This is a genomic window from Roseibium sp. RKSG952 (assembly GCF_009711355.1).
In genome coordinates, this window is the sequence record NZ_SMMF01000959.1 from 231,531 (window position 1) to 249,692 (window position 18,162).

Genomic DNA, 18,162 nt, shown 5'->3' on the forward strand with positions numbered 1-18,162 from the left:
GCGCTGACTGGTCTCCAAATATCGATATCGGCGCTGAAATGGCGCATCGTCGTCCGCAAGATAACTCCTGATCAGGCGCCGCAGGAGTTTTCCTTTTTTCTGGCCTGCTCATCAGCTTCGGCGATGTTGTCGCAATTGTTGACCACCTATGTTTCGTCGATCGTGGTTCGGGGTTGGGCCGGTCGCAGGTTCCACGATATTCCCTTTACTCGCGGGGCGGGCAGCTCGGTTTTCGAGCAGTTCTTTGACGTGGCTGTCCTGATATGTATGGCACTGGGAACCCTGATTACTTGGACCATTGGTGGTGGCGCAATAACATGGTTTGCCTGCACCATCAGTGTTCTCAGTCTAGGCATGCTGGCGTCCATGCAACTGGACCATCTGATCCCCGTATTGCGCAGGCTTCATCCAAGATTGGCAGAACATCCGGCTCTGCAGGATGATCGTGGTATCGCGCGGATATGTTCCGCGTCGACGGTGTCCCAGCTTTATGGTTTGTCGGTCCTGCGTTATCTATCCATACTGGTCAAAGCGCCACTGGTTGTGATTGCCCTTGGGTACTCGATTTCGTCGCTGGACGCGGCCCAGGGCTTTACCATCGTTCAGACCACACAGCTTGCCGCATTCACGCCGGGAAATCTGGGCCTTCAGGAGTGGGGCTGGTCCGGGGTATTGGCGTTTCTGGGGTATGGCTTTGAAAGTGCATTAGAGTTTGCGCTTGCACTGCGGGTCGTGGGTTTTGCCAGTATGACTATCATCGCACCGCTTCTGATGGCCCCAGCGTTTACGAAACGGAAGGTGCTGGCATGACCGAACCGTCACAGCAACAGGCGACCGTTGTCGTTGTCGCCCGGAATGCCGCAAAGACAATCAGTGTGTGCATGAGGTCACTGCATCAGCAAAACCGCGCACCGTCCGAGGTGATACTGGTTGATGACGGGTCGACCGACGAGACGGTCAAGCTCGCCATTGAGGCCTTTCCCGGCCTTAGGGTCATCACCAGTGCCACGCGTTCGATCAGCAAGAACCGAAATGTCGGTTGGAGATCAGCCAGTACCGAGTTTGTTGCCTTTTTGGATGCGGATTGCGAGGCCCCTGCGCACTGGCTTGAGAACCTGTTGAATGCGGCAACCCGACTCGACGTTGCCGCAGTGGGTGGAGGCAATGCACCGCCAGCTGGCCAGAGCGCACATTATGATGCGCTGGCCATAATGCTTTCATCCTATGTGGGCTCACGCGGTTCTTTGCAGGGACAGATACCCATGTCTGAAGCAACGGTGCCGCATATTCCAACGCTCAATGTGCTGTACAAAAGAGAAGCGCTTGAACGGGCGGGCGGTTTCGATCCGCGTTTCGCGCGCATGGGAGAGGACGAAGACTTTTCCCGGCGGTTGCGGGACATGGGGCAGTCGCTGGTGGCAATTCCGGATGCAGTTGTCGTGCATCATCAGCGTGCTGATCTGAGAAGCTGGGCAAAGAACATGTACGCCTATGGAAAAGGCCGCACCTGGCTGATCAGACGTCACCCGAACGCTTGGTCGCCGGTGTTTCTTGTTCCGCCATTGGTACTGCTGGTGCTGCCGATTTACTTGATCTGCATTGCGGCTGTTTCCCTGGTCTTGTGCATTGGGGACAGAAAACCGGCGCTTTGGCTGCGACTGACCGCCCTTTTTGCCATGACACATCTTCCATACGGTTTGGGTCAGATCGCCGGGCTGTTCATCAGCGGCGACAATCCCGATGCACGCCGCAAGCGCAGGCGCGTTGGGATGATTGCGCTCAAGAACGCGGGAAACAAAGGGGATGAGGCAATTCTTTGCGCGGTGTCCGAACGGTTGGAGAAATTCCTGTCCCAGCCCGGAAATGCGGTGGACCCATATCTGATTGCCTTCGGACCAAGTGGAATTGACACCCGTCCGCTGCCCGCCAGCAAAGAAGCGCGGGAACGTGTCATTCTGGACGCGCTGGCCCCGGCCAGCAGTTCGCGAGCGGTTCAGCCTCTTGCCCTTATACCTGATGCATTGCGCAGCCTTGTGGTGTTTTCGGGATTTCAGGGCATCTTTATCTCAGGTGGGCAATGGTTGCATGACCTGAGCTTGCCCAAGCACGTGGTCGTCTGTTCGCTTTTTGCCTTTGGTCGGTTGTTTCGCACGCGAACCGGTGTGTTCTGTATCGGGGTCGGGCCATTGCAGCGAGGTTTTTCCCGCCGGTTGACGCGATTGGCTTTGGGTCGCCGATCCCTTGTCATTACCCGCGATGATGCCTCGACCAAGCTGCTGCAGGATTGTGGTTTGAATCATGCAAGCACGGCGGCCGATCCGGCGCTTTTGCTGCCAACCTCACCGGTCACGGCATCTGCGAACCGCATACTGATATCCCCCTGCGCCTGGGCCAATTTCGAGAACCTGTATGAACTGGATCAGGCCAAGATCGACGAGAGCTTTCAAAACTGGACCAAACTGGTCACCCGATTGACCGAAGCCGGGCGCGAACTGGCCATGCTGCCGACAATGAATCCTGAAGATCGCGCCTTTGCCGAACAGATCGTCCAAAAGACGGGCTGCGACATCGAATGTATTGAAACCGAGGAACTGCTGCCTTCTCAGGTGCAGGGCCATATCGCTGCATCGTCAGCGCTTATTTCAATGCGGCTTCATCCGGTGATTTTCGCCTCGAACAGCAGCACGCCGTTTGTTGCTCTGAACTACGCGGCCAAGGTCCGCGCCTTTTGCAAGCAGGCTGGGTACGAGGACCGTGTGGTTGAACTGAATGACCCCTGCTGGGCCGATACGGTGCTGCAAAAGCTTGACCAGCCAACCAAAGATGCGGTCCAGATCTCGTCGATCCGGTCAACGCAGATCGCGGCCCTGAACTCGGGTTATCAACTGCTTGAACAATGGTTGTCTGGCGTGGGAAAGACATCAATACCCGCACACGGAAAGGGACCAACGCAATGCGAATCGCCTTTGTAAATCCGCCTCTCAGAGACTGGCGTTTTTCCAGGTCTCAACGCAGTCCCGGTGTGATCAAATCGGGGACGTTGTATTATCCCTATTGGTTGGCGCATGCCACTGCATTGGCAATGTCGCGAGGCCATGAATGTCTGTTGCTGGACTGCGCCGCTGACGAGCTGTCGCGCGAGGACACCATCGACAGATTGCGTGACTTCGACGCCGAGCTGGTGGTGATCGAAACATCAACCCCCAGTGTTAACCATGATCTGGAAACCGTTGATCTGTTCAAGGCTGCTCTGCCGCAGGCCAGGTTCTGCTGTACTGGCACCCATGTAACGGCTGAGTGGCAAGTGGCCCTGACCCAAAGCAAGGCCTTGGATTTTGTCGCGATTGGCGAATACGACTTTACCATCTCCGAGCTTGCCGAGGCGCTTGAGCAGGGGCAGCCGATTTCGTCGGTTGACGGTCTGGCGTGGCGATCGGGCGATAGTTCGGAGCGGAGCGGTGATCGCACCCTGATCAGTGATATGGATGCGTTGCCTTGGGTGGCACCGGTCTACAAGCAGTTCCTGACACCTGAAAATTATCTGTTCACGATCGCGAACCAGCCCATGGTCATGCTGATCGGTGGTAGGGGCTGTAAGGCACGGTGCTTTTTCTGCGTATATCCGCAGGTGATGCATGGCCACAGCTATCGGTGCCGGTCGCCCGAAGATGTCGTGAACGAAATGAAGTGGATTCAGGACAACATGCCTGAAATTCAAGAGATCGTTTTCGAGGATGACACCTTTACCTCAGACCGGGTCCGTGCACAGGAAATTGCACGGCTGGTCAAAGAGGCCGGTATCACGCTGCCATGGTTTGCCAACATCCGCGTCAACGTCGACTACGAAACGTTGAAAGCCCTGAAAGAAGCCGGGCTTCGGCAATGCGCGACCGGTTTTGAATCCGGTGACCAGACCCTGCTGATCAACATGCGCAAGGGTCAGACACTGCAGCAACAAAAAGACTTTATGGAGAACTGCCGCAAGCTGGGTATTCTCGTCCACGGCTGCTTTATGGTTGGATTCCCCGGTGAAACAAAAGAGACGCTGGCCAAGACCCTTGAACTGGCCAAAGAGTTGAATCCCGACAGTGCCCAGTTCTATCCGGTGATGCCCTATCCGGGCACCGGCGCCTATGAATGGGCACAAGAGGGCGGATATCTGGCCACAACCAATTTCGACGAGTGGCTGAATCCCGACGGTCAGCACCGATGTGTTCTGGACCTGCCCGGTCTGTCGCCCAAGGATCTTGAGGATTTTTGCGAATACGCAGTGCGCAAGTTTCACTTCCGTCCGACCTATATGGTGCGCAAAGCGCTGCAGGCGGTTACAAATCCCAAGGAAGGCCTGCGTTCGGTAAACGCATTCAAGAATTTCCTGTTGTCGATCATCCGTGGTGACAAAGCGGTGACCAGTGCATTGCCGCCAAAGCAAACCGAAATTGACGAAGCCTGGAACGCTCGGACGCGGGTGCCGCGCGGACGGATGGAAATGATCGAAGGAAAGAAAAGCCAGCTTAAACGCGCCAGTTGAGTAAGACTTTGCAAGCCTTAGATCTGCAATACGCCCGTGCTGGTGAAACCAGTGACCCTATGCTGCGCTATCAGTGGGCCATACGTGTTGCACTATGCGCCAAGCTCGGCTTCTTGGTATTCTTCGCGTTCAACACCCAGTTCGTGATGGACGAATTCTGGCAGTTCGGGCAGTCTAAATATCTGGGTAATGGGTTCTTTGATACGATCTGGCCGTCCAAGGCGGTCGGCTATGCGGTGTTTTACAAACCGGCGCACTGGCTGGGTTGGGATGCGGAGTCGGCCATCATGATCGGCCGCTTGCAGACCGCTTTGCTGGCCTGCGGAACGCTGGCACTGCTTTATGGCATCGCGCGGAAACTGGGGCAGGACCGGGTACGCGCGTTGCTGGTCGTTCTGCTGGCCCTCAGCTTTTCAACCTTTATCGAGCGGGTATTTCGTACCCGATCCGAGTCTCTGGCGCTGTTTTTCGCAACTGCTGCGCTGTATTGGATCGTGTCCCGAGACATATCGCGCGCAAAGACTATTCTGATTGCCGGATTGTTCAGTGGACTTGCCTTCATCGCGACGCAAAAGGCGGTTTACTTCAATCTCGCGCTTGGCCTTGGACTGGTGGTTGAGGCGCTTTTGCGTCTGGATCTACTGACAACGCTTAGGCGCGGCCTAATGCTGGTCGCCGGGTGGGTCATTCCCATTCTTGTCTACAGCATCGCGCTCGGTGGCTGGGACAGTCTGACGATACTGACCTCTCTTTTCCAAGGTCCGCTCAGGGTCGCCACAAGCGGACATGTCTATTACACCACTTTGGGGATGTTTTACGGGCAGACGATCGAGCGAAATCTGCTTCCTTATCTGCTCGCCGCTTTTGGACTGCTGGCTAGTCTCTACAGATGGAGGACGCTGACACCCAGGCATAAGGTTGCGCTGGTTTTCACCCTTGTCATGATCGTGCTGATTGCACGTCATAATCAGCCCTGGCCCTATGTGTTTATCATGGTGATCCCGTTTCTGTGCCTTTGGGCCCCGGTCACACTGGGCTACGCGGCACGCGGCAAGTTGCAGGCCAGATTGATCCATGCGGTCTGGATCGTTGCCGTTCTTCTCAGCTTTGTCCGCAACATCACATATATAGAACACGACAACCGGGCTGAGATTGATCTCATCCGACAGGTCGAAACTCTGCTTGGGCCCAACGAAAAGTACTTTGATGGTATCGGTATGCTGTCAAACCACGCGGAATCTCAGCGCCGGTGGCTTGATACAAGACAGGTTCACATCGCGAATTCCGAAGGCGAAGCTTCGGACTTCATGCGCAAACTGCGTGCCGTACCGCCGCATTTGATCATTGATACTTACCGAACCCAAAAACTGCGCGAGCTGATGAAACCGTTTCTTGAAAACTCCTATGTCCGGGTTGCGCCGAACATTGGCATTCCGGGAGTTCGCTTTTCGGATGTCAGCGAAGTGACGTTCGAAACGCCTCTTGAGCAGGAGTTCGGACTGTTCGACAAAAGCGGGCAACCTGTGGCGGTGTCATTGTTGGTCGAGGACGAACCAGTGCAGCTACCGGTGTTGTTGCAACCAGGGCCAAATCGCGTGCGTTTGGATGGCGTTGTCGATTGGCCTGTTTTCCTGCTGCCTGCGCACAAACCATATTCCGGCCTCCATCCGATTCCTGCACCCGAGCCGATTTTTATCAGGGTCTATGACTACTGAAACGAGCAAACATCGCTGCTGCTGTGCGGTTTGCCTGATTGATACCACCCAACGTGCGGATTGATGAAAAGTTCCTATTTGAACCTAGGATTCTCATAGTCGGACACGAGCCTTAATTTCAACACCTTCTCGGGTGAGAGAAAATCCAGAGCATCAGTTCGGATCTTATTTATGACAATGAATTCAATCGTTTTGGTCGCCGGCTTATTCGCAATATTAGTGGGGTTACGGTCTCGCAATCCGCGGCCGGCAGAAATCGACCTGATCGCAAACCCACAAACCCGGCAGGGGACCATCGGCCTGTATTTGTTGCGTGGGCCTTACACATTCATTGACCCCAGCGCGGACCCAACGATGTTGTTTAGTTTCCGCTACGGCGAAAGTCCGTTTACCTCGAAAACGGTGGCATGGGCACTTGGGCTATCCTCCGTCTTTGTGGTCAGTGCAATCTACTTGGGCTGGGCGCTTTTTGATATCACAACCTACGGAGCGTGGAGCTTTTTCAACGATGACGTACCAGCGAACAAGCGTTGGTTTCAGGCAGCCATCAGCGTGCTGCCCATGTTTGTGTTTGTTGCGGCGGCAGTAGATCGGGACAAGCTGAGTGCCCGCTTCTTTGGGGGATCGGACACTTATTATGATCTGGCGTATCAGATCGGCTACGGTGTGTTTCTGATTGTGCATAGTCGGGTCTTCGAAAACACTGGGCTGTTTATGATGTCCGGTTTCCTGGTCACTTTGGTGCCGAACGAGCGCAAGATGGCCTTTGTGCTTGGGTTGGCTTTGTGTGTGGCATTTGTGCTGGGTTATCTGGGTAATCTGGGTGCGACCCATGGAGCGATGTTGATCTTCATCTTGTTTATCGCCGTCAGTGCGTGGCTTGCGTTTGTCGCGATGGTCGAAATTCTCAGCGCGTTGCGATGGCATGATGCGGGTGATGTGGCCATCCTCGCCGGGCTGGTCTGCATTGCAGCGATCGGGCTTGTACTTGCGCTGATTATCCCGTTTCTGATGGTTTTCGTTCTCTATGCGATCATGGTTTTGACACCTGAGAGCGTAAGTAACGACTGGGTGAACCTGGTAGGTCCGTTCCGCGAGGGTGGTGTCCCGGCTGCCATTGTGCTGAGCATTGCCTGTATTCCACCACTCCTGCCAACGTTGTGGATCATGTGCTGTGGTCTGGGTACGTTGATTGCCAGAAACACCCCCATGATGTCCCGTTTCATTGCAGAGCTTAAGGTGAGTGAAGGTCCCTTGAACCAATCAGGGTTTGACAATCTGATGCGCCCGTATCGCAGTGCCAATGTGCTGGGTTTCGGAGTATCCACGGTAGCGACCTTTGCATTGCTGGCCGCTGCGTTGTGGATACTCAGCACCGTCTTTACAGTGACTGGCTGAAGCCCTTCGGGCTTCGCCAACCGTTTCGGCAGTCGCTGCACCAGTTTTCGAAGCTTTGCGAGTCAAGTCAGCCGCATACGCAACAACTAACCCGCCTCGTCTTCGAAGTACTGACGAAAGAAAACCGTGACGCCTTCGGATTTTATCGATCTTTCGATGGCCAGTCCTGCCCCCGGTGCAAACCACTCAAGCTGAACCCTGTGATTCAGCGCAGCTTCCAGATCTTCCACGCGGCGGTCATGCCAGTCCATATAGGCCATCTGAGCATAATGATGCGGGCTGGCCGGGAACACTTGTATTGCCAGATCAAAGTCGCTGTTTGCGGAATGCGTACCACGAGCCCGGCTGCCGAAGAGGATCACTTTTCGAATAATTGAATGCTGCTTTGCCCAATATTTTATGGCGTTGCTGTGTTGCTCGCTCAGTCCGTTAGTCACTGGTAAACCCTGTTTTTTGCCTGATGCGGTCTATTTAGGTGTTCAATGTAATATCTCCTAGGTCCGTATTTCAGACGGATGCGAGACCGGTTGGACCGGTCTCGCCATATCGGTCAGTCTTCAACAGGCAGGTAAAGATCTCCACCTTCCCGGAACTTGGCGGCCATGGCTTCCATTCCTTCTTTCTGCGCCTCAGACCGGATGTCGTGGCTGATCCGCATCGAGCAGAATTTCGGCCCGCACATCGAACAGAAATGAGCGACCTTGTGCGCTTGTTTCGGCAGAGTCTGGTCGTGGAATTCGCGCGCGGTGTCCGGATCCAGCGACAGGTTGAACTGATCTTCCCAGCGGAATTCGAAACGAGCCCGCGACAGAGCGTCGTCGCGACGCTGCGCGCCCGGCAGGCCCTTGGCCAGATCCGCCGCATGGGCGGCGATCTTGTAGGTGATGACGCCGGTTTTTACATCATCCCGATCCGGTAGCCCCAGATGTTCCTTGGGTGTGACGTAACAGAGCATCGCGCAACCGAACCAGCCGATCATCGCCGCGCCAATGCCACTGGTGATGTGGTCATAACCGGGTGCAATATCGGTGGTCAGGGGCCCGAGCGTATAGAAAGGCGCCTCGTGGCAGCACTCCAGTTGCTTGTCCATGTTCTCCTTGATCTTGTGCATCGCCACATGGCCGGGGCCTTCGATCATTACCTGACAGTCCTTTGCCCAGGCGATCTGGGTCAGCTCTCCCAGCGTCTCAAGCTCGGCAAACTGTGCTTCGTCATTGGCGTCGGCAATCGACCCCGGACGCAGGCCATCACCGAGGCTGAACGACACATCATAGGCCCGGCAGATGTCGCAAATCTCATCGAAATGCTCATACAGGAAGCTTTCCTTGTGATGATGCAGGCACCACTTGGCCATGATCGATCCGCCGCGCGAGACAATTCCGGTGACCCGATTCACGGTCATCGGAACCATGTGTAAGCGCACGCCCGCATGGATGGTGAAATAGTCCACGCCTTGTTCGGCCTGCTCGATCAGCGTGTCACGGAACACCTCCCATGTCAGGTCCTCGGCAATGCCGTTCACCTTTTCCAGCGCCTGATAGAGCGGCACGGTGCCGATCGGAACCGGTGAGTTGCGGATAATCCATTCACGGGTGTTGTGGATATTGCGGCCTGTGGACAGGTCCATGACCGTGTCGGCGCCCCAGCGGATCGACCAGACCATCTTGTCCACTTCCTCTTCCATCGAGGAGGTAACAGCCGACGTGCCCATATTGGCGTTGATCTTGACCAGGAAATTGCGCCCGATGATCATCGGTTCGCTTTCGGGGTGGTTGATGTTGGCGGGTATAATCGCGCGACCTGCGGCGACCTCATCCCGCACAAACTCCGGGGTCACGTAATCCGGAATATTGGCCCCCCAGTCATTGCCTTCGCGTTGCTCGACGATGGCCTCGCGCAGCTGGTTCTCACGAATGGCGATGAACTCCATCTCGGGAGTTACGATCCCGGCGCGGGCGTAGGCGAGCTGCGTCACCGCCTTGCCATCAGTTGCGCGCAGAGGCCGCGGGCGCACCGGAAACTCGGGCGTCAGGCGGTCGCCTTCAACAAACCCGTTATCCTCGGGCTTGATCTCGCGCCCGTCATACTCTTCGACATCACCGCGCGCCTCAATCCATTTGCGGCGCAACGGGGTCAGGCCTTGTCGAATGTCGGTAATCACGTTCGGATCGGTGTACGGACCTGAGCTGTCATAGACCGGCAACGGCGGCTCTCCCGCGGTCGGGTGGACCGAAATCTCGCGCATTGGAACGCGGACGTCAGGGTGCAGTGTGCCATTCACATAGATCTTACGCGAAGCAGGCAGTTCACCTGTGGTGATTTTGGGGTTGGGGACATTCATGTTGGTGCTCCTCAAGCGGTTCAACTCAAAAAGACACCAGATGAGTTTTGGCTTGGGGAAACGAGAGGGTGTACAGCCCTCTGTTCGGAGTGCGCCCGCCCGGATCCGTGGCCTGCGCGCCCTAGCTTCCTACGCCAGTATCAACTGGGTCAGGTTCAAAGGGTCGCGTCGCCGGGCAATGCCCCGTCAGCCTCTCAGTCCCCTCGGTGGGACTCCCCTGCGTGACCTTTGGTTAGCTCAGGCACCACGTCTGAGACAAGCCCTTATTCAGCCATGTTTCGATTTACATAAACACAGCGTTAGGTAGGAGGGCGCTGTCATCAGGAATTTGTCTCTGCGGCACCGGTTAGGTGCCGCAGAGATTTTTGTTTTAGAACGACCACTTAAGGCCGGCGCGCAGGAACGGGCCCTGAGCATTGTCGCCGATCTCCTGTTCGGCCTTCAGCTCCAGCAGCATGTCCTGAACCAGATCTTTCTCATAACCCACTGCGACGCTTGCACCGGTAAAATCTGTCGATGCAAAGATCACATTCTGAGTTGATGAGAAGACAGTGACATCGGCCTGCGAATCCCCCAGACCTCGGCGCAGTACACCGCTCAGCTGGCCTGACAGAACTCCGCCATTGTTGAATTGCTTTTCAACTTCGGCACCCAACCGGGCTTCAATCACCTCGGTTGTGATGTCTCCGACCGTGGCATTCGCGACCGAGCCGGTTTCCGTGTAACCATCATCCTTCTGATTGGTATATCTGGCGTCTGCAAAACCGATCAGCCCGAATTTGTCGCTGACATCGAACGCGCGCTCAACACCGATATGTGCAGTCAGCAGTGTGCTGTCATAATCTGCCTTTGCATCGGCGCTGCCCGTGATCTGACGTGTTCGATCAGTCGAAAGCCAGCCGTAACCAAGCCCGGCCTCAACCGTGAACGCGCCAAACTGGCGACCCACCGCTGCATCCAGATAGAAGCCAGTGGTGTCAAAGTCGGTCGTGCGGCTATCACCATCGGCCGTGAACACGCCCATACCAAAAGCCAGTGCAATGCCGTTTTCTGTCTGGCCGGAAAGTCCGGCACTGCCGTTGAACAGCTTCACATCGGTTTTGACGTCAGGGTCATTCTCGAACTCGCGGTATTCTGCGTCGATCATTGCAAACGGTCGGAACCCACCGAAAGTTGCACCGGGTGCATTTCTGAACGAAACACCCTGTGTTACCTGCGGGGCCTGCTGGAACTGCAGCGCATTGCCGCTGCTGCCTACTACGCTGCCAAACATGGCGACGACATCGCCCGGCGTTGCAACGTCGGTCCCGTCAACGACAGCATATACCGGAGCTGCCCCACCTTCGTTCTGGACAAACCAGGCAGAGTCCTGATCCGAAATCTTGGTGGTGAATGTTCCCACAGTTGGTGCAGCGTCCTCAAAGCTGAAAACTTTGCTACCCCCTTGTGCGTCCAGATTCACATCGTGATCACCCACACGGATCCGGCCCGAGATGTTGTCTTTCGTATCTACGTTCAGGACACCTTTGCCGGTTCCCAGATAGATCGCATAAGCATCACCGCCGTCGGAAGTGGCCGAGATGGTTCCCACATCCGTAATCACGCCGTCAAAGTTCTCGAAATACAGACCATACGCATTCGCAGCGGGACCACCCGTTGCGCTTGCCGAGATAGATCCGGTGTTTGAGAACGTGCCCTGCATATTCTCGACCCAGATACCCGCAGCCAGCGCTTCGGCATCGTCAGTGCCGTTCGCTATTGCTGCAGCGGCGCTGATGGTGCCTGTGTTGGAGATGTCTGCGGTGACCTCATCATAGAGCAGGATCGACTGCGCCCTGACATTCTTGGCACCTTCGGCCCGAACCATGATGCTGCCGGTGTTCGCAACGCGACCCCCGGTGTTTCCACGCACATAGACGCCACGGGCGGTAGCATCATCTGCATCTGAAACACTGGTGGTTCTGATGGTGCCAGAGTTCGAGAGCGTGCTGTCAAAGCCGTCCCTGATCTGGATGGCGCCTGCATAAGCTGACGCACTTGTTTCACCCTTGGCAGAAACAGTGATGGAGCCGCTGTTGGTGATGTCGCCCGCGACATCGTCCCCGACATAGAGACCATATCCTTCGGCCTCGTCCGTAGCATCCGTGGAGGTCACGTTGATCGAACCCGCATTGGTGAAGCTGCCCGTTAACGCGTTGCTGATATAGACACCGCCTGCTGTTGCAGAGGTTTCACCATCGGCCTTAACCGTGATTGCTCCGCTGTTCGAAACGTTGCCGTCTACTCCGCTCGCGTAGATGCCATACGCTTGCGCTTCAGAGCCAAGACCCTGCGCCTGCGCTGATATCGTGCCGCTGTTTGCGATGTTCCCACTTACAAGCGCACCGGCATAGAAACCGGCTGCCGAAGCAAAGGAATCGGGTGCAGTTGCCTGTGCCGAGATCGTGCCGGTATTGGTAAAGTCACCATCCAGCGTTGAGGATGAGTAGATGCCATATGCATAGGCCTGGGATTCATCAGCGATCGCCTGCACGGTTATGACGCCGTTGTTGATCGCGTTGCCTTCGAACCCGCCACTGACATACAGGCCATAGGCTTCGGCCGAGGATGTTTCGTCCTGTGCAAAGGCATTGACGGAGCCGGAATTGAAGAAGTCTCCGGTAAGTCCGCTGCGGATATAGAATCCATAGACGGTCGCAGATGAGTAACCCTCTCCTCGGGCGCTCACCGAACCGGTGTTGACGATATTACCGGTCATGCCGCCTCTGACATACAGGCCGTAGGCTTCTGCTTCTTCCGTTTCGTCAGTCGCGACTGCACTGATTGAACCGGAATTCACAAAGTTACCTTCAAGGCCATTGCGGATGTATATACCCGCGACGGTTGCTGAAGAATTCCCCTCACCTCGGACCGAGATGGTGCCGGTGTTGATGATATCACCATCCATTTCGCCGCTGACATACAGACCATAGGCATAAGCCTCATCCGTCTGGTCGATGGCGACGGCACTGATCGTTCCGCTGTTGCGGAAGGTTCCGTTGAGATCGCCACTGATTTCAAAGGCTGTCGCAGTGACCGAAGAATAACCCTCGCCACGAATATCGACAGTGCCAGTGTTGATGATGTTTCCGGTCATGCCATTGCGAACTTGAAGCCCAAAAGCCTCGACTTCATCATCCACGACATCGCGTGCATGCACCGTAATCGTTCCGGTGTTGACGAAATCGCCTGTCAACCCATCGCGTATATCGAATGCGATCGCCGTAGCTGACGATACCCCATCCGCACGAATGTTGACGTTGCCGGAGTTGAAGATGCTTCCGGTCATTGCGCCGCCAACATACAACCCGGTGGCAACGCCCTCGTCATCGCTCGAGTTGGCCGTGACAGAGACGGAGCCCTGGTTTACGAAGTTGCCATCAAGATCTTCACCAATGTAGAAGCCTGCGGCATTGGCCTCGGTCACTGCATCGTGGCGCACGGCGACGGAACCAGTGTTGATGACATCGCTCGAGACACCGCCGTCTACGAAGACGCCGCTTGCATCCGGTGGGACAACTGCAAATGGTGGTGGAGGGGGAACAGGTCGTGACCGAGCAGCGGCGCTAACCGATCTGACGTCGATGGTGCCCGAATTAAAGAAGGCTCCGTCCAGCCCCTCGCCGAAATGGAAGCCGCGGGCGGAGGCAGAAGTCTGTCCCAACGCGCGCACAACCACCGAACCGCTGTTGCCGACATTCCCTGTCATATCGCCGCCACTGTAGAATCCGGCAGCAGATGCAAAGTCAGCGGTTTCCGTCGCCTGTGAAATCAGTGCGCCGGTGTTGACGAAATCGCCATTCACATCGGAGGATGAGTATATGCCATACGCATAAGCTCCATCCTCTTCGGCAAATGCCGTAGCCGAGATCGTCCCGCTGTTGGTGACATTACCGTCCACGCCGCTTGAGACATACAGGCCATACGCTTCGGCGGAATCGGTCTGATCTGTGGCAATAGCGGTCACTGAACCGGAATTGTTGAAATCACCGGTCAGGCCGCTTGTGATGTAAAAGCCGGCAATGGTCGCAGAGGAATACGCATGTCCGATGGCCTGAACCGATCCGGAGTTGACGATATTGCCAGTCATGCCGCCGCTGACATAAAGGCCATAGGCTTCAGCTTCTTCGGTTTCATCAGTCGCAATGGCAGTGATCGAACCGGTGTTGTGAAAGTTGCCTTCCAGTCCACCGCGAATCTCGAATCCTGCGACGGTCGCCGATGAGTAGCCGTCGCCCCGGACAGCAATGGTGCCGCTGTTAAAGATATCGCCATCCATGCCACCACGCACGGTCAGGGCATAGGCCTCGGCTTCGTCATCAGTGGTGTCTGTGGCGTTGACGGTTACAGTTCCGGTGTTGACGAAGTTACCGGTCAGGCCACCACGGATATCAAAGGCTGCTGCTGTCGCCGAAGAAACGCCCTCGGCCCGAATATCGATGCTGCCCCCGTTGACGATGTTACCGGTCATGGCTCCGCTCACGTAGAGGCCATTGGCAACGCCTTCATCGTCGGTTGAGTTCGAGACAACCGAGATAGAGCCGGTATTCGAAAAGCTGCCATTGAAATCACCGGACAGATAGACAGCGGCGGCGGTGGCCGATGAGCTTGCATTGGCGCGAACGTTGATTGAACCGCTGTTCACCACGTTTCCGGTCGTGTCGCCTTCTACATACAGTCCTGCGGCATCAGCTTCGCCAGAGGTCGCAGTCGCCGTTGCTGTAATCGTTCCGGTATTGTTGAAGCTTCCGTTCAGATCGCTTTCCAGGTGGTAGGCCCAGGCCGTGGCCGTCGTCTGCCCGGTTGCAACGGCCTGCACGTTGCCATTGTTGATCAAGTTGCCGTTGGCGTTGCCCTGAATTTCAACGGCAATAGCCTCGGCATTGGTGCCGTTGTTGGTCGCTGTGGCCTGCAGCGTGCCCGAGTTGTTGACATCGCCATTCAGCGCCCCGGTAATCAGGATCGTGCGGGCTTCGAGGGTCGAGCCGTTTTCAGCAGTGGCGCTGATCGTGCCGCTGTTGTCGATATTCGTGCCGACATCGCCGGCGAACACAAGCCCAAGTGCAGAAACATCGCTGGTTCCAGCTGCGCTTGCGGTGGCTGAAATTGTGCCCGAGTTGAAAACTGAACCTGTCGATTCAACGCCGTTTGTGAACAGCGCGCCAAGTGCGCTTGCGCTGCCGCTGCTGGTGGCCTGTGCATTTGCAGTGACGGTGCCGGTGTTCACAAATGCACCGCTATAGTCTCCGCCCATCAGGAAACCAAATGCCGCCCCATAGGTGCTGCTGCCGGCGTTGATAGCTATCGTGCCGTTGTTGATGATCTCACCGGTCGCGCTGAGATCCCCGTCCAGAAGTACACCGAATCCGGTGGCGCTGGCCGAAGAAGGGCCCGAAATAGTGCCGTTGTTGATCGCTGTGCTGGAATAGTCCGTATCAATGAGAACGGCGGGACCGCCGCTTGTGGTCAGGTTGACCGCTCCGGTTGCCGTAATTGTGGTGTCCACATCGGTGGAAACAACTGCTCGGGTGTTTTGTGTCGTCGAAATGACCTGCGATTGCGCAGTCCCGACCGACAATGCCACAACAGAAGCCGAAACAAGGAACAGCGACGGCGCAACACTCGCCACTTGCCCTTTCCATTTCACAATACGACCCCCGCGCGCCACACGAGTGTGTGGGCGCTTTATTGCGCTACTCTTCATTTTCCGAAAACCCCCTCGGAATTTTATTTGTTTACTATAGGTAAATTAGCTAGCTAGCTGCGAAGCTGGGCACAAATGTGACTTTTGTATAAACCTTTCAAATATTTTGCGGTATTGCACATACCACACACTACATATCGTTTTGATACTTGGTGTTATCCGGAAAATCTGGCCAATAGACTGGGCTATAAGAATGCTCTACGAGTAGCTGGTCGATCCAAAAAAACATGCGCTTTTGCAGGTCAAAAACGCTGCAGGAATGAGGTAACACTAATGGCAAGGCAGCAGCAGCTTTCGGTGCAGGATGCGTTCTCACAGGGCATGTCTCACTATGAAAAGGGACATCTCAAACCTGCTGTGGGTCTGTTCTCCGAGATCGTTCGCGCAGCACCGCAATTTGCACCGGCGCATCACATGCTGGGATTGATCGCATTTCAAACCGGCCAGCTTGATCCCGCCGTCAAAGCGCTTGGTGAGGCCGTGCGATTGCAGCCTGAGAATGGTAACTTCCTGACGAACTTCACCGAAGTACTGCGCGTTGCCGGTCAATTGGATCAGGCAAGAGAGATTGGAGAGCGCGCGGCGCGAATCGTACCCGGCAGCGCCGCGGCACATTCGAATCTCGGTTTGGTTTACTATGATCAGGGCCATCTTGATCAGGCAGAAGCGTCTCAGGAACGTGCGCTGGCTTTGGCCCCCGAATTCGACCGCGCGATCAACAATCTGGGAAGCATCGCGCGCGACAACGGTGATCGGGATAAGGCGGCACTGCTGTATCAAAAGGCGCTGAGGGTCAATCCGGCATCTGCCGAGACGGCCAACAATCTCATCTCGGTGCTGATTGAGGTGGAAAAACTGTCCGAGGCCCGCAGTGTTGCGGAAAACCGGTTGGAGAAGACACCGCGTGACGCCGAGCTGCACCGGAATTTCGGACGGTTGTTCATGCTCGAAAACGATTTGGACAAGGCAGAGAATGCGTTTCGAAACGCCATTTCACTGGATGGGAACAAAGCCGACAGCTTTGTTGGTCTGTCGCAGGTTCTGTTTGAGAAGAACCATCCAAAGCTTGCCCTTATCGAAGCCGAGCAGGCACTGCGCTTGGATGAAAACAGTGCAACGGCGTGTCATCAGGCAGCGATGGCCAAGGCTCATTTGGGCGATGTCGCGGGCGCGACGGCTTTGTATGAACGCGCCATGGAGCTGAAGCCGGATCTGACTGCAAGCCGGCTTGCATTGGGCCATCTGGCTATCGAACAGGGCGATTTTGAGATTGCGCGTCAGCATTTCGAGACCGCGGCAGAATCGGCTGATGATAAGCTTAGCGCTCTGATCGCTTTGGCGCGGCTGGAAAAAGTCACCGAAGAAAGTCCCGTATTCCAGCAGCTGGAAGCCGTCCTGCCGGACGCTGCGGATATGCTGCCGCAAAAGGCGGTCGCCTATCGTTATGCAATGGGTGACTGCTATGAAAAGCTGGGGCGTTATGATGAAGCTTTTGAGAATTATGAGAAAGGGGCGCGGATCAAGCGCTCGCTTGTTGCCTACGACACATCAGAAACCGATGAGCTGACGGATGACCTGATAGCAACGTTTGACCAGTCCATGATTGAACGTTTGCGCGGCAACTCCATTTCAAGTGAAAAGCCGATCTTTGTAGTTGGCATGCCGCGTTCGGGCACAACGTTGACCGAGTCAATTCTGGATGCACATCCCGAGGTGGTCGGCGCCGGGGAACTGAACGACCTGCAGAACCTTTTTGGGCGCCTGGATGATGGGGCATCGAACGTGCCGCGATCTGTACGCTCAGTCACTGATGAGACCCTGACCCGCCGCGCCGAGGACTATGTGGATGCTTTGTCTCTTCATGCGCCGGGTGCTGGTCGCGTCGTTGATAAAATGCCTGCGAATTTTCAGTTGATCGGTCTGATCCATGGGATCATGCCCAACGCAAAGATCATCCATATCGACCGCGATCCGTTGGACATATGTCTGTCCTGCTATACCCGCCTTTTCGAGCGCAGCCAGTTGCACAGCTACGATCAGGAAGAGCTTGGACGGTATTACAACAACTACGTGCGTCTTATGAACCACTGGCACGCGACACTGCCCAAAGGCGCTTTTCACAGCATCCGCTATGAGGAGCTGGTGGACGATATCGACAGCGTGGCACGCGGGATCATCGACTATTGCGGGCTGGAGTGGACCGATGCCTGCCTTGAGTTCTACTCGGGTAAGCGACGTGTAAGAACCGCCAGTGTGCAACAGGTGCGCCAGCCGCTCTACTCTTCGTCCAAGGCCAAGTGGCGTCGGTATGAACGCCATTTGCAGCCCCTGATCGATACGATAGGTGACCGTCGGATTGTATCTTGACCCGCATGCTCAAACCATCTCCGGCGGTTCAGAAGCAAATAGTTTGACCGTGGTGATTTTCTGCCAT

Annotated in this window: 9 protein-coding genes and 1 riboswitch; of the genes, 6 read left to right on the top strand and 3 right to left on the bottom strand. The window is 55.8% G+C overall.

Annotated elements, in window-relative coordinates:
- From E1297_RS41080 to E1297_RS41100, 5 genes are all read left to right on the top strand, one after another.
- The coding region (locus E1297_RS41080; RefSeq protein ID WP_155148603.1) for a lysylphosphatidylglycerol synthase transmembrane domain-containing protein at window positions 1–810 on the top strand (810 nt) is incomplete at its 5' end.
- Entirely contained in the window at window positions 807–2,972 is a 2,166-nt protein-coding gene (locus tag E1297_RS41085; RefSeq protein WP_155148605.1) for a glycosyltransferase, read from the top strand. The genes E1297_RS41080 and E1297_RS41085, both read left to right, overlap by 4 nt.
- Window positions 2,954–4,531 (top strand): radical SAM protein, encoded by a 1,578-nt coding sequence (locus E1297_RS41090; RefSeq protein WP_196223534.1) that lies wholly within the window; start codon window positions 2,954–2,956, stop codon window positions 4,529–4,531. The genes E1297_RS41085 and E1297_RS41090 overlap by 19 nt, the downstream gene beginning before the upstream one ends.
- An 8-nt stretch (window positions 4,532–4,539) precedes the next feature.
- Window positions 4,540–6,246 carry a hypothetical protein gene (locus tag E1297_RS41095; RefSeq protein WP_155148609.1) on the top strand — a complete coding sequence of 569 codons (1,707 nt, stop codon included), beginning with the start codon at window positions 4,540–4,542 and terminating at the stop codon, window positions 6,244–6,246.
- A gap of 354 nt (window positions 6,247–6,600) precedes the next feature.
- Entirely contained in the window at window positions 6,601–7,644 is a 1,044-nt protein-coding gene (locus E1297_RS41100) for a hypothetical protein (protein ID WP_155148611.1), read from the top strand.
- Between the two features lie 86 nt (window positions 7,645–7,730).
- Here E1297_RS41100 and E1297_RS41105 read toward each other — a convergent pair whose 3' ends face one another.
- From E1297_RS41105 to E1297_RS41115, 3 genes are all read right to left on the bottom strand, one after another.
- Window positions 7,731–8,081 (bottom strand): nucleotidyltransferase domain-containing protein, encoded by a 351-nt coding sequence (locus E1297_RS41105; protein WP_170333615.1) that lies wholly within the window; start codon window positions 8,079–8,081, stop codon window positions 7,731–7,733.
- A 113-nt stretch (window positions 8,082–8,194) separates the two neighbouring features.
- A complete protein-coding gene (gene thiC / locus E1297_RS41110) occupies window positions 8,195–9,985 on the bottom strand; it encodes a phosphomethylpyrimidine synthase ThiC (RefSeq protein WP_155148613.1) in 1,791 nt (596 codons plus the stop codon).
- Between the two features lie 109 nt (window positions 9,986–10,094).
- Window positions 10,095–10,214, bottom strand: a riboswitch (TPP riboswitch).
- Window positions 10,215–10,355: 141 nt separating this feature from the next.
- Window positions 10,356–15,653, bottom strand: coding sequence for a hypothetical protein (locus tag E1297_RS41115; RefSeq protein ID WP_155148615.1), 5,298 nt, complete (start codon window positions 15,651–15,653; stop codon window positions 10,356–10,358).
- Between the two features lie 348 nt (window positions 15,654–16,001).
- Between E1297_RS41115 and E1297_RS41120 the strand changes: the two genes are divergently transcribed.
- Window positions 16,002–18,095, top strand: coding sequence for a tetratricopeptide repeat-containing sulfotransferase family protein (locus tag E1297_RS41120; RefSeq protein ID WP_155148618.1), 2,094 nt, complete (start codon window positions 16,002–16,004; stop codon window positions 18,093–18,095).
- The last annotated feature ends 67 nt before the right edge of the window (window positions 18,096–18,162 follow it).

Bases quoted from the DNA above. Each gene is read 5' to 3' on its own strand.
- E1297_RS41085 (WP_155148605.1), top strand. From the start codon at position 807: ATGACCGAACCGTCACAGCAACAGGCGACCGTTGTCGTTGTCGCCCGG.
- thiC (WP_155148613.1), bottom strand. From the start codon at position 9,985: ATGAATGTCCCCAACCCCAAAATCACCACAGGTGAACTGCCTGCTTCG.
- E1297_RS41120 (WP_155148618.1), top strand. From the start codon at position 16,002: ATGGCAAGGCAGCAGCAGCTTTCGGTGCAGGATGCGTTCTCACAGGGC.
- E1297_RS41100 (WP_155148611.1), top strand. From the start codon at position 6,601: ATGTTGTTTAGTTTCCGCTACGGCGAAAGTCCGTTTACCTCGAAAACG.
- E1297_RS41090 (WP_196223534.1), top strand. From the start codon at position 2,954: ATGCGAATCGCCTTTGTAAATCCGCCTCTCAGAGACTGGCGTTTTTCC.